A 12,385-nucleotide genomic window follows, 5' to 3' on the forward strand; every position below is an offset into this window, starting at 1 on the left:
CCCCAGGATGGGGGCAAGACGAATGGCCTTGAGTCTCTATTCGTGAAAGATGGCGCGCTAATGTCGAATTCTTGGCAAAGGGTTAGCTCAGCTTGAAAAAGCTCTCCGCATTCGTCGTATAGATCTTTTTGCGATCATCTTCACTGATGTCTGCCGTGTCCAGGAATTCCACCGCTTCGTGTGCACTTTCAAAGGGATAGTCGGCGGCAAACATGATTCGATCCGCACCCAGGACCTCGATGCAGAGCTTCAGGGAAGGGACGGACGTCATGCCACTCGTCGTGACGATGAAGTTGTCTCTGAAGTATTCACTGGGGAGCCGATTCAGCTTGGGTGTCGCGCCAATTTTGACCTGGAGCAGGTAGCGATTATCAATCCGGTCCAGGAAATAGGGGATGCCTTCTCCCAGATGACCGATGGCAACCCTGAGCTGGGGGAAGCGGTCAAACAGGCCCGACATGATGAGCCGCATGACATGGGTGCCGGTCTCTACCCCAAAACCCCAACCCGCAAAGTAGAGACCATAGTCCATCATCGGCCCCACCAGGCTGGGAGAAGGTTCCCGGGGGTGGAGATAGAAGGGCATGTCCAGTGCTTGGGCTGCTTCGAAGATCTCTAGGAACTTGTGGTCATCCAGGTACTCGTTCTTCGTGTGGGAATTGATCAGGAACCCTTTCATCCCAAGACTCCCAGCGGCACGCTCCAGCTCTTTGGCGGCTCCCTTGGGGAACTGGGGTGCCACGGTCGCCAGCCCAGCGAGGCGGCTGGGATTACGGGAGACGGCTTCAGCCAGGACGTCGTTTGCGTTCATGGCAAGCTGGGTCGCGGTCACGGCATCCGAAACCTGGACACCGGGAGCGGCTATGGACAGGATGGAGAAATCGATCCCATCGGCATCCATCTGGGCGATCCGCTGAGCTCCCAGGTCAGTGAGCTTGGAATAGATCACCTGAGCAGCGGGAGTATCTCCGCCGTAGATTGTATCGCTTAGGATACGGAAGCCAGGTTCCGCAAAACGGCTTCCGGCGGCCTTCTTCCATTCCTGGAAGATCTCATCTGTGACAAAAGCTTCTTCTGTGGCAATGCGCCTGATATTCATATTGATATCCGTTTCTTGGGGGGCCAGAAGTCATATCGGCCCTTATGGAGGGCGGTTCCTGCTACTTGGCCCTGGCTTCCTGAAGATTGGGCCGATAGACGTATTCTCCAAGCAGCGCCATCATCACAATGGAAACCACGAGGCCCACTGCGAACACGATCATGGCCAGCCTGTAGTTCCCAAAGTGGCGGTAGCAGATACCCATCGAGTAGACACCGAATGCTGTTCCAGCCATGAAAATCGCCAGCAGGTAGCCATAGATCTGCCCGAACCCGCGTAATCCCATGTACCGGGACTGGAGGAAGGCCAGGAGATCAACTTCCGCGCCGAGACCAATGGCCACCAACACCATGGCTGGCACCGCCAAGCTAGGGTTCCTGGTGGTGATCATCATGAGGATGCCGATCAGGGGCAAGAGGAAGAAAGCGATGGCCACGAAAGGCGCGTGGATCCGATCCAGGAGCCAGCCAGCGACCAGGCGTCCTCCGATGAGGGCCATACCCGCGAATCCCATGGCACCAGCGGCTTTCGCAGGGGAGGAGCCGAGATCAGTGATCATGGGAACAGCATGGCCGATCACGCCATTGGCCGCAAAGGTGACCAGGAAGAAGGTGATGGCGAACTTCCAGAATATGGGAGAACTGAAAATCTCGGCATTGGTCAAGACTTCGGGGAGAGGTTTATGATCGCAAGTCGACGCTGTGCCAGCAGCCTTCCGCTTGGTCACCAGCAGTGCCATGGATGGAACCGCGATCAAGAGAACCAGGACACCCAACCCGATATAGGCGGCTCTCCAACTGAAGGCGGCAACGAGGCGCTGTGTGATAGCTGGAAGAAGTGCCGTACCAAGCCCAACGCCTGCCATGGCGATCCCCAGGGCAAGTCCGCGGTTCGCATCGAAGTTGGCAGCAATGGCCTTGCTGTATGGGAGAGGCGTCTGCCCGCTGGCTGCGAGGCCCGCAATGCCGTAGAAGATGAATAGAGAAATCGGCGAATGCGAGAATAGGCCGATGGCAATCAATGTCAGGCCGAAGACCATGATTGCTGGAAGTGTGGCCTTACGTATGCCATACCTATCAACAAGACGACCAAAAATCAGAGTACCGATGCCGGTCATGCAGACACCGACGGCTAGTGCGATTGAGATCGTTCCACGATCCGCGTGGAAGGCAGCAGTCAAGGGCTTGACGAATACCCCGAAAGTGAATTGCATGACTGGACCATTGCCCACAATCAGGCCAAGGAGGGACCCGAAAGCAATCCACCACGGATTGTCGAATAGTTTTCGCATCTAGGCTCCATTGTGAGATGAGTGGTTTTCAATTTGGATGGGTGGGGATGGAAAACCAAGACATAGGCATAGAGAATGGAATTGGCGTGATTGAGCCATAATCATTACGCCTTTTGCTTGGATGCTGGTGAGTGGGCAGACGAACCCTTTTGAGCCATGGGGGAGCTCTAGTGATCATGGTTATCCCTGTTTGAATTGAGGCAATCCGCGATAATGCGCCGCAGTGGTTACTTGGTCGATGGTTATCCATCAGACGTCTGGGAAGGGCGCTTGGGTTGATTCAAGTATCGTGAGGATCGTCACAAAAATTAAACAAGTAATACGGTTTGACCTATCGAAACGACTGATAGGTTCGATTCAAAGGTGCTGGACGACGACGTCTACCAGAGGCTCTCATATCGAATTATATACTGTTAAAAGAAGACTTAAGCATACACACCAAACAATAGAACCCCTGTAATGCCTTCGAAATTCCAAATGCCGGGCAGGACTGGACGGAATGCGCGGCAAGACGCACAGCATTCAGGTCGCACGGGATCGGTGGCGCGGTGCTAACCGCCGAGCCAGAGCGACGTCCTCGACGTTTGATGGCTTGATTGGAGATTCGGCATGCACGCTCAAGGACAGTATCCTTTAGCGGTGCTTGGCGCTTATACTCCCGGATGTGGCCATAATTCACTAGGTATTGCGAGGGGTGTCTTCGATGGATCTTCATCAGCTGCGCATATTTATTGCCGTTGCGGACTACAAGAGCTTCAGCAAGGCTGCGAACGCAGTGTTTCTATCCCAATCTGGCGTCAGTTACCAGATCGCATCGCTGGAAAACAGCTTGAAGGCTCAGTTATTTCATCGCGGCCCCCGCGATGTTGCTCTTACCGAAGTCGGCGAGTACTGCTATGGCGTCATCAAAAAGATGCTTACGGATTTTGATGACATGATTGGCCATGTAAACGACATGGTGGAAGACGTTACAAGTAAACTTTCAATCGGTGTTACTGGTGGGCACGAGATCAAGCAGCTTGCCACATGGGTTGGCAAGTTCATACGTCGCTACCCCAATATAAGTGTTGAACTTTCCAATCGATGGGTTGATTTTATATGCTCGGATGTGGAAAGCAATATTCTTGACCTAGGTTTCACCATGCGTTTCGAAGGTAAACGATTCCCAAATATTGAGTGCCGTCCGATTTTTGTTGATCATCTAGTTGTGGCCATGAACGCCAATCACCCTTTGGCTTCACGCAAAAGCCTCAAGCTGGCTGATCTTTGTGATCAACCGTTTCTGCACATCAATATGGCTCAGAAGGGTGGAGCCAATGAAGGCTTGGAATGGCGCAAGAAGCTATGCAGAAAAAGAGGCTTTATCATGAATGTTGTTCAAACATTTCCGACATTCCAGACCCTTTTCATGGCTGTCGAAGCTGGCGTAGGGCTTGGACTATTCGGGCAACAGATCGTAGAGGGGAATGCTCCGCCGACCGTCCACTATGTGCCGCTGGAAGACGAGGACTGTCAATACGAATACTGTGCGATCTGGAAGAAGGAAATCACCAACCCAAATCTGGATTTGTTCCTTCGATCATCCGACCTCGTCTCTGACTGTCCCGCAGGCTGATGGAGGTTAGAGATCCAGGCCGAGATCACATGTTTCATCACGGGGCCCCCCGTCTGGTCGGAGACATGTCGGACAAGCCTAGAGCGATCCTGCGGTGGCTCGGCCAGCTGAACCGCCCCCGTCAGGCATGGATTTGATTTCTCGATTTGAACGTGCAAAACGTTCCGTTTTATTCGTATGGGCGGGGCATATAGCCTAGGGTCAGTCCACCACCCTGCCAGGGTCCATCCAGCAAGCTGTCTCCGTATAGCAAGTAATAGTGCTTGCTCGGCAGAAGCCTGCAAAAAAAACCACAAGATAAGGAGCGTATAATGCATAAACACTTCAAGTGGATAGTCGCCCTATCCCTGGGGCTGGTCATGGGCATCAATGGAGCCAATCTCCTAGCCTTTGCCCCTATCCTTGGCGAAATCGCCCGCGATCTGAATATCGGCATTCCCCTAGCTCAGGGGAGCCTGTTGGGGATCTTCCTGTTTGTGGTGGCGCTTTCGGCAGTCGCGGGGGGCGTCCTGGCCGATCGCATGGGGATCATGAAGACCATCCTGAGCGCATCGCTTGCCGGCCTGATCCCCAACCTGCTCTATCCAATTGTCGGTCACTCCCTGATCGCAATGATCGCTTTGAGGGTCATCCAGGGATATGGGGCTGGAAGCGTGTTCGCCCTCATGCCACTCGTGGCTGCTCACTGGTTTGAGGCGAATGAGCGCGGTCGGGTCGTCGGGATTCTCACTACGATTCTGGCGATTGGAATGATGGCCGGTGTGGCGGGATCTCCGGGCCTTTTCCAAGCGTTCCACTCCTGGCGTGCGGCCATGTTCTGCTTCGGTCTCGCGGGCCTGGTCTTCTTGGTGCTGACTCTGATTGTGTCGGCCAACTACAAGAAATACGAACCCGCACGTATTGCGGACTCCGCTACCAAGAGGCAGGAAGGAGGCGGTTGGCAGTACATGAAATCGGCTCTGCACAACCCGACCACCTATATGGGCATCCTGATGTGCATGTTCATCTCCTGGCTACTCAACGCCCTTAACGATCTCACCCCGCAGTATTTCGCATTACTACCCCCAATGGGCGTGGGTTTTGGCCCGGTGAGAGCCGGTCAGCTGATGCTTGGCGTTCAGGTCGGTTCGGTCTTCGGAGGCCTGGTCGGCGGCTTCATGGTGGACAAGCTCTTCAAGGGCAATCCGAAGCCCGTTCTGTTCATCGGATTCTTGATCACAGCCATTTCCGTATATTCCATCCTCTTCCCCGGGATCTACCAGAGTGGAGCCCTGCTGCCACTCCTGTTCCTAGCCGGCCTGGCCGTCAACTTCCTCAATCCGGCCGCAGCCACCTTTGTCGCCCAGACTTATCCGGAAGCCATTGTCGGCAAGGTCGCTGGCATCTGGCTGGGCCTGGGCGCTTTCGGAGGAGGATTCGGCGTCATTTGCAGCGCCCTCTGCCTCCACGCGACCGGAACCTATGTGCTTACGATCCGCATTTTTGCACTTGTCGCTTTCCTCGGCCTGGCGCTAGCCATGCTTCTTCGCCGCCTCTCTTACGCTCCTCAGCCCGAGACCTGCTGAGCCCAACCCCCAAGGAGACACAATGATTCGTCTGAATTCAAAGACCCTGGCCATCGGCCTGCTTGCAGGAAGCGCAGCCTTCGCCCAGTCGGCACCTGATCTGGAGTCCCGGGTCAAGGCCCTGGAGACCAACAACGATCGGTTCCACTACTTCGGCCTCCTTCACGTCTCTGATCAGGTCTGGGACAACAAGGGCTCCTTCAAGGGTGCCGATGTCTTCTACGGGGACTCCGGCCATGACCCCGCGGTCGGCCTGGATATCTTCATGAGCTACAAAGTCAATGACAACTGGAAGGTGGTTGCCGAGATGGAGGCGGTCCGCGAATTCCGGACTGGCGGGTACGGCACTAGCCCCAAAGATGAGGGGACCGTAGTCGGCAACCAGATGCTGGACCAGATGTATGCCCAGGGAAAGGTCGGCCCCTTATCCATCATCGTCGGCAAGTGGGATTACAACCCCTGCTACGGCGCAGTCCTGAATATGGCTGACCGCGCCATGAATGGCGTCCAGATCGGGGTGGGGAAGGATTATTACGCCAAGCTGTCCTATGGGTACCTCCGCCAGAACTGGACCGGAGCACCCTTGAACCCCAATCTGGTCTCCCTTGGGAACTGGAGCACCACCGGGGTTGTGGCCGGACAGGCCGCCACCATCAGCTTCACGGGGGGAGACAATCACTATGCGGTGGCCGAGGTTGGGGCCACCCTCCTTCCCAAATTCAACGTAAAGGCCGCCTACCACCGCCTTTCCACTTCAGGCAGTCTCGCCCCGACCATCACCTTGGCGGATGGAACCGTCATCGGTTCGAATTCCAGCGAGGGGTCCAGCTTCAACCTTTGGGAAGTCGGCGCTGATACGACCGCCATCCCTGGCATGAGGCTGTGGGGCACCTACGAGCAATCTAGCGCTGACACCCAGAACAAGATGTGGATGGGTGGCGTTGATTTCGGCCACATGGACTGGGTGCACCCAGGCGCATGGAATCTGTCCTTCCGCTATGTCCACGAAGAGGCCGATGCGACCATCGGCCCCTGCAATGACTGGTGGGTCACCGGCATCAACATGGCCACGCGAACTTTCAACGGGATAAAAGGCCCTCAGATGTTCGGCGCAGTCACCCTCGCCAAGAACATCCAGTTCATGCTCTGGGCCGGGTTGAGCAAGGCCACGAACCAGGCTGATGGCAGCCAAAAGACCCTCAAAGCGGAATTCAACTTCTGGTTCTAACCCCACTGCAAAGCAAACGGTGAAATCGAGATGCAGAATAAAAAGTATTTTTCCAAGAATATCGATCTGATCGGGTACCACGACATGGGCGGCAAGCCCGGCTTCCAGATGGCCCTGCACAAGAGCAATGGCAGGTATTACATCTACACGGCCAGCTTCCGGCACCCCGGGTGGAACATCATCGATGTCACCGATCCAGCTGCCCCCAAGACTGTCAAATGGCTGCCGATTCCCTTCGATATGGAAGGGATCGGGGCACCCAAGCTCCAGATAGCCGACGGCCTGATGCTCACAGCAGTCGGGGGGCTGGTTCCCTTCCTCCACGGCACCCGCCCTGAGGCACCTTTCGTCGGCGGCGTCATCATCTGGGACGTGAAGGACCCCGAGAACCCGAAACAGCTGTCCTTTTTCAAGACCGAAGGTTTCGGCGTCCATCGGTTCTTTTACAACGGGGGCAGGTACGCATATGTCACCGGCACATTGGAGAACTTCAACGGCTTCGTCCTCCGGATTCTCGACATCATAGATCCGGAAAACCCCGTCGAGGTCGGGCGCTGGTGGATGGCCGAACAGTACCTTGGTGACCGACTTGCCCGGAAGGATATTGCCTACAGCGACGAAGAATCGCTCAAAATCCCCTACCTTCACGCACTGACCGTGAGGGATGACGTCGCATATCTGGCTTATGCAACAGGTGGATTTGTCTGTCTTGACGTCAAAGACAAGACCAAGCCCCAGATCATCGGTCGCCTGAAAATCAGCCCGCCCTTCAGCGGGGGTGCATCGGGAGCTCCAGTCCACTCGACCTTGCCCCTCGGCGGGCGCCCTTATGCCGTAGTCACCACGGAAGGCGAGCGAGTGCACTACTTTGCCAACTCGGATGACACGATCTATGGGCACTTCAAGCAGATCAAGTCTCAAGCCATGAACATGATCGGGCTCGTGGAGCTCACGGACCTGAAGAATCCCTCCCTGGTCTCCGTCTTCCCCTATCCGGAAGTGCCGGAAGGATACCCGCATGGGACCAATTTCAACATCGTGGATGGGGTGCGAGTTCCTTTCGGTCCGCACAACATCTTTGATGCCTTTGGCCCTGAGGTCTATGAGAAGCGGGATGACCGAGTCTATTGTTCCCATTTCAATGCTGGACTGCGCATCTATGACGTCCAGGATCCCTTCGTCCCCAAGGAAATTGCGTATTTCATCCCGCCGGATCCTGAAAAATTCCTGTTCAACAGCCCCGAGGGGAATCTCTTCCGAGGTCCTCTGGTAGCCCACGCCGAGGATGTTGTGGTCGACGACAGGGGATACATCTATGTCGATACCTCCCACGATGGCCTCTATGTCCTTCGTTGCACAGTCTGAGGAGGACGTCGTGAAAACGGTAGATGATTTTATCAGCAGCGTGCGCAGGAATCTGGTTGAGAACAGGGCCAAGGTCGAAGAATGGGATCTCAGCGGCGTGATGCAGTGGGACTTCCGTGAAGATACTGGGGAGCAGTTCCATCTGGTCCTGACCCCAGGGGCTTTCCAGGTCGTGATGGGTGCCCACCCTTCACCAGACTTCATTGTGGTCGCGCCATTCCAGTATTTTTCCAGGATGGTTACCGGCGAGATCGATCACGACGAGGCCGTGAGGTCTGGGATGATCAAACCTGTTGGCGACTTGAACTTCGGTGAAAAATTCAGCCTCCTGTATAGAAGCATTCTGTAAATAATTTTTAGCCCCTCACACTGCCCCCCTTCAGGATGAAGAGGGGGCAGTTGCGTTGCTGCAAGACTGTTCCATTAAGCCATATGATGTGTTATCATATGTTGACCACCAATCTGTTTTTTGCCTAAAGCCTCGGAGGCACTATGAATGTCGACAGACTTCGCTGCTTCACCGCCGTGGCTGAACAGCAAAGCTTCACGAAGGCCTCTATCCGCCTGAACCTCTCCCAGTCTGCCGTCAGCTACCAGATAGCTGCCCTGGAGGATTCGTTAGGATTCCAGCTGTTCACACGAGATTCCCGAAAGGTCCTACTGACAAGGACTGGAAAGTATTTTCTCGAATGCATACGAAAGATCATAAACGAATACAACACCGCCATACACCTAAGCCAGCAGCTTGAATTGGGACAGGTCGGCGAAATCAAGCTTGGCTACCTAAGCTTCACCAGGAAGCCATTCCTGCCCTTATTCTTGAAACGATTCAAGAATGAAAACCCAAGCATCACCATGCAGCATGCCTCCAATTCCATCCCAGGTCTAATTAATGCACTGAATAATGGAGACATCGACATAGCCTTCACTCTTAATATCGGGTTTAGACATTCCGAAAAGCTATCCTATGTAAGTTTATCAAAAGAGGAACACTATGTTCTCCTGCCTTCAGATCATCCGCTCGCATCCCGGACTTCAGTGAGACTGTGTGACCTCAAGGGCTATCCTTTCGTCAGCATGGACCCAGAAGTGTGCGTCGTAGACATCGACTGGCTGGAAACGCTGTGTGAGCGCCATGGCTTTCGGCCAGAGGTGGTGCGCACCAGCAAAGACCCCGAGAGTCTTTTCATGCTCGTCCAGGCCGGAATCGGGATCAATCTGCACACTCGATATGCCGCAGAGCACTTCAACACCTTCGACCTGCCGAGCATCCCGCTGATTGATGAAGATGCCGCCGTGGATTTCCTAGTGGTGTGGCGGAAGGACTCTGACAACCCCTGCATCCCGACCTTCCTTAACAAACTTGGCGTAAGTTTGAGCGTTTAGCCAAATAGATAGCAGGCAACCGCCACCAAGTTTCCCTGTCACGCCACCGTGCGCACAAGGTCGTAAACGGGGAAGTCACAAAATCCCGATGGGCACAGGTGGCAGACCTGCGCCCTGTGCAGGAATTCACCGAATGCTCTTCCAAGGCTTGTATACCTGCGCAAACTCAGGCCCGGAGTCTACCGCCCAACCGATCGGGAAGTCTGGATGAACCAGGACCTCCTGGATGCCTGTGCCGCAGTTCCCAACAGAGTCATCTGCCTGGTTTCAGCCTTGGCCTACCACAACCTGAGAACCCCCATCCCCACAGCCACCGGGGTCGCCACTGATCGCAACGCGTGACCTCCGCCGCACTTTCTCCAGCGTTGGGGCCCGTGGGCGACCAAATGAGCAGGGGCGTTGCGTTCCCCCTCTGCCGGGATGGTCCACCCGGGGTTATGCCCCAGGCTTGTCCGGGTGGACGAGCTACAGGCCCCAACCTGGACAGGTAAGGAGAAATACCCATACTAGTAAGGAGGTAGACCCCATGAGCATCACCGCCGTTGCGACCATGACAAGCAAGGGACAGTTGACCATCCCGAAATCCGTCCGGGAGGCCCTGGGACTGCATGAGGGGGCCAAGGTCCGCTTCGAGGTGGACCAAGAGCAGGGCACTGCCGCCATGGAGCCCGTAAAGCTCCAGGTGGCTGACCTCTGGGCATTCGCCGTGCGCGGGGCCCCCACCATGAGCTTGGATGAGATGGACCAGGCCATCCAGCGCGGGGCTGGCCAATGATCGCCCGGGATACCAACGTCTGGGCCCGCGCCTTCCTGGGGGATGACCCGGCCCAGTCCACCGCCGCCAGGGCCGCCATTGAGAAGGGCACCCAAGGGAAAGGGGTGTTCGTCCCACTCCTGGTGCTGGTGGAGCTGTATTGGGTATTAAAGAGCGCCCCGGGCTGGGATGCTGCAAAGGTTCATCAGGCCCTGGGGAGTCTCCTGGAGGTGGAGGGTATCGAGGTGGACCAGGCCCCTACGATCCGAGAGGCTCTGGACCTTTCGAGCGGGGCGGTGGGCTTGGCTGACAACCTCATCACCCTAACGGCCAAGACCCGGGGGTGCTCCCGTCTCCTCACATTCGACGCCCGCCTCGCCAAGACGGGCCGGGCCACTCTCCTGAGGGCTTGACCACCGGCGCGACTGGGTGTCGTTGCCAATGAGGTTGTTCAGCCACGGTGCTCTCGAACGGCAAGCCCACGCACACAAGTCGAGATGGGCAAGGAAGTCAGCAAGAGGGTCCAGGATCCGGCTCAAGTCCTCTCCCGTGCCACCCGGTGCTGCTGCGGGGCTGGCGGCGCCATCGGGGCTACCCGCTTCGTTTTTTGGGTCCCTTCCCAAAAGACTCCCGGTCCACCCCTCAGGAGCTCTTGCCCCTTGCCCGTCCCGGCTGTGTGCCCCGAGTGGCACAGAGAGGACACCATGAACCAGAACCCGAAGCCCAACCCCGATGCCGTCCCCCTCAGTGAGGTCTTCGACCCCGAAGCATTCCGGGCCCTGGCCCTGGCGGGCTACGCCCTCCCGGATGACCTCCCCTGGGAGGAGCTGAACAACAACACCCCGAAGGACTGATCCATCAACGACCTGCAAGGGGGCTTCGGGTGGCGCCGAAGCCCCCGATCCATGTCAAGGCACTACCTCAGTGCTATTGGGGCGGAAGCCGCAAAGAGCCCCCAGACCCAATCCGTTGGGCCATCACCCAACTGCGACTACTAGCGTCTGCGGACGGTCGCTAGGGGCAGGAAGAAGCGGCTTGGTGCACTGATAAACGGCTGGAACCCGTAATGGAGGTAAAAGGAAGATGCAGTTGCATTCATGGCCTCCACCACCAGCGCGTAAGCGGGGATGTCAGCTTGGGCGGCTCGATCCAGGGCATCAGCCAGGAGCACACCCCCTAAGCCGCTGCCCCGATCCTGCTCGTCCACCGCAAGTCTCCCCAGGAGGTAGCTGGGTACTACCGGGTAGTGCGGAAGCTTCTGTTGCACGGCCTGTGGCAAATCCCTGATCAGCACAGAGTAGGGACTTAAGGTGTAGTACCCCACAATCCGCCCCTCGGGTGTCGCCAATACAAAACAAGCCGCGAAGCCCTTCTTCGTATCCTGGGATGCCTGGGTCTTCAGATAGTGATCCAAAGCCCCCACACCACACGAGAAAGAACCGCGATCATGCCGCTTGGGATCCAAAGGCTCGATGGCCAGGGTCACTTGCCCACCAGTTGATCACGCCTAACAAACGCACGCTGCAAGGCGGCATTCGGCACAGGTGGATTGAGGAGTGCATCCACAAATCGCGCCTGATCCTCCGGGGAGATCCTCAGTAGCGTGGCGTCATCCACAACTTGACGCGCCTCCTTGCGTAAGACCTCCGTCACAAAGTCCGTCACAGAGCGCCCCTGCAACTCCGCTGCGCGCCGAAGGAGGGCGTGGAGATCAGTGCTGATCCTGGCTTCAAGTCGTGCCGTCGTGGACAACATGGGGACTACCTCTTCATGATCCAAGTGTACGGCAATTTGCCGGATTTGCACCACGATCTGTGATATTTGGACAGAAGAGCAGCCTGGAGATGACCAAACAGTGAGCATTTCGTCGGTGGGGCGTGGGCGAGGCTGCCTCAGGTAGACGGAGCCCCACCGATGAAATGCGGTGTTGAACAAGCCCGGAGCGGCGGGGGAGTTGGGCGAGGGCTATGGGGAAATCGCGCCTGCTGATCCACTTTTGGGGACGCCAGGTCCCCTGTCGCCCAGGGATTGCTGACTGCTGAGCCCGACAGTCCCGGCAGGGGCTTGGACCGAGTTGGCGTC

The 12,385-nt window shown here is 56.5% G+C and carries 14 protein-coding genes; 10 read left to right on the plus strand and 4 right to left on the minus strand.

Annotation, left to right across the window (positions count from 1 at the left end; translation table 11 throughout):
* Nucleotides 1-82 precede the first annotated feature (82 nt).
* Both HOLFODRAFT_RS0203740 and HOLFODRAFT_RS0203745 read right to left on the minus strand, forming a co-directional pair.
* Complete coding sequence (locus HOLFODRAFT_RS0203740; protein WP_005031318.1) at nucleotides 83-1,099, minus strand: amidohydrolase family protein; 1,017 nt, start codon at nucleotides 1,097-1,099, stop codon at nucleotides 83-85.
* Nucleotides 1,100-1,160: 61 nt separating this feature from the next.
* A complete protein-coding gene (locus HOLFODRAFT_RS0203745) occupies nucleotides 1,161-2,390 on the minus strand; it encodes an MFS transporter (protein WP_005031319.1) in 1,230 nt (409 codons plus the stop codon).
* A gap of 703 nt (nucleotides 2,391-3,093) precedes the next feature.
* Between HOLFODRAFT_RS0203745 and HOLFODRAFT_RS0203750 the strand changes: the two genes are divergently transcribed.
* The 10 genes from HOLFODRAFT_RS0203750 (at nucleotide 3,094) to HOLFODRAFT_RS0203795 (ending at nucleotide 11,157) form a co-directional block, all read left to right on the plus strand.
* Nucleotides 3,094-4,005, plus strand: a complete 912-nt coding sequence (locus HOLFODRAFT_RS0203750) for a LysR family transcriptional regulator (protein ID WP_005031320.1) — start codon at nucleotides 3,094-3,096, stop codon at nucleotides 4,003-4,005.
* A gap of 311 nt (nucleotides 4,006-4,316) precedes the next feature.
* Nucleotides 4,317-5,570 (plus strand): MFS transporter, encoded by a 1,254-nt coding sequence (locus tag HOLFODRAFT_RS0203755; protein ID WP_005031321.1) that lies wholly within the window; start codon nucleotides 4,317-4,319, stop codon nucleotides 5,568-5,570.
* Nucleotides 5,571-5,592: 22 nt separating this feature from the next.
* Nucleotides 5,593-6,798 carry a hypothetical protein gene (locus HOLFODRAFT_RS0203760; RefSeq protein ID WP_005031322.1) on the plus strand — a complete coding sequence of 402 codons (1,206 nt, stop codon included), beginning with the start codon at nucleotides 5,593-5,595 and terminating at the stop codon, nucleotides 6,796-6,798.
* 30 nt (nucleotides 6,799-6,828) lie between these two features.
* A complete protein-coding gene (locus tag HOLFODRAFT_RS0203765; RefSeq protein WP_005031323.1) occupies nucleotides 6,829-8,163 on the plus strand; it encodes an LVIVD repeat-containing protein in 1,335 nt (444 codons plus the stop codon).
* 10 nt (nucleotides 8,164-8,173) lie between these two features.
* Nucleotides 8,174-8,512, plus strand: coding sequence for an SCP2 sterol-binding domain-containing protein (locus HOLFODRAFT_RS0203770; RefSeq protein WP_005031324.1), 339 nt, complete (start codon nucleotides 8,174-8,176; stop codon nucleotides 8,510-8,512).
* Between the two features lie 143 nt (nucleotides 8,513-8,655).
* Nucleotides 8,656-9,549 (plus strand): LysR substrate-binding domain-containing protein, encoded by an 894-nt coding sequence (locus tag HOLFODRAFT_RS0203775; protein WP_005031325.1) that lies wholly within the window; start codon nucleotides 8,656-8,658, stop codon nucleotides 9,547-9,549.
* A 207-nt stretch (nucleotides 9,550-9,756) separates the two neighbouring features.
* Nucleotides 9,757-9,891, plus strand: coding sequence for a hypothetical protein (locus HOLFODRAFT_RS25470; RefSeq protein ID WP_005031326.1), 135 nt, complete (start codon nucleotides 9,757-9,759; stop codon nucleotides 9,889-9,891).
* A 184-nt stretch (nucleotides 9,892-10,075) separates the two neighbouring features.
* Nucleotides 10,076-10,324 (plus strand): AbrB/MazE/SpoVT family DNA-binding domain-containing protein, encoded by a 249-nt coding sequence (locus HOLFODRAFT_RS0203785; RefSeq protein ID WP_005031434.1) that lies wholly within the window; start codon nucleotides 10,076-10,078, stop codon nucleotides 10,322-10,324.
* Entirely contained in the window at nucleotides 10,321-10,716 is a 396-nt protein-coding gene (locus HOLFODRAFT_RS0203790) for a PIN domain-containing protein (protein WP_005031433.1), read from the plus strand. The genes HOLFODRAFT_RS0203785 and HOLFODRAFT_RS0203790 overlap by 4 nt, the downstream gene beginning before the upstream one ends.
* Before the next feature lie 291 nt (nucleotides 10,717-11,007).
* Nucleotides 11,008-11,157, plus strand: coding sequence for a hypothetical protein (locus HOLFODRAFT_RS0203795; RefSeq protein ID WP_244432598.1), 150 nt, complete (start codon nucleotides 11,008-11,010; stop codon nucleotides 11,155-11,157).
* Between the two features lie 140 nt (nucleotides 11,158-11,297).
* Here the strand turns inward: HOLFODRAFT_RS0203795 and HOLFODRAFT_RS0203800 are convergent, their stop codons facing one another.
* Both HOLFODRAFT_RS0203800 and HOLFODRAFT_RS25730 read right to left on the minus strand, forming a co-directional pair.
* Entirely contained in the window at nucleotides 11,298-11,789 is a 492-nt protein-coding gene (locus HOLFODRAFT_RS0203800; RefSeq protein WP_005031431.1) for a GNAT family N-acetyltransferase, read from the minus strand.
* The gene (locus HOLFODRAFT_RS25730) at nucleotides 11,786-12,058 is read right to left on the minus strand and encodes a type II toxin-antitoxin system TacA family antitoxin (RefSeq protein WP_005031430.1); all 273 of its coding nucleotides are present in this window, start codon (nucleotides 12,056-12,058) and stop codon (nucleotides 11,786-11,788) included. The genes HOLFODRAFT_RS0203800 and HOLFODRAFT_RS25730 overlap by 4 nt, the downstream gene beginning before the upstream one ends.
* Nucleotides 12,059-12,385: the final 327 nt, after the last annotated feature.

The sequence above is a fragment of the Holophaga foetida DSM 6591 genome (assembly GCF_000242615.2).
Classification (GTDB): Bacteria; Acidobacteriota; Holophagae; order Holophagales; family Holophagaceae; genus Holophaga; species Holophaga foetida.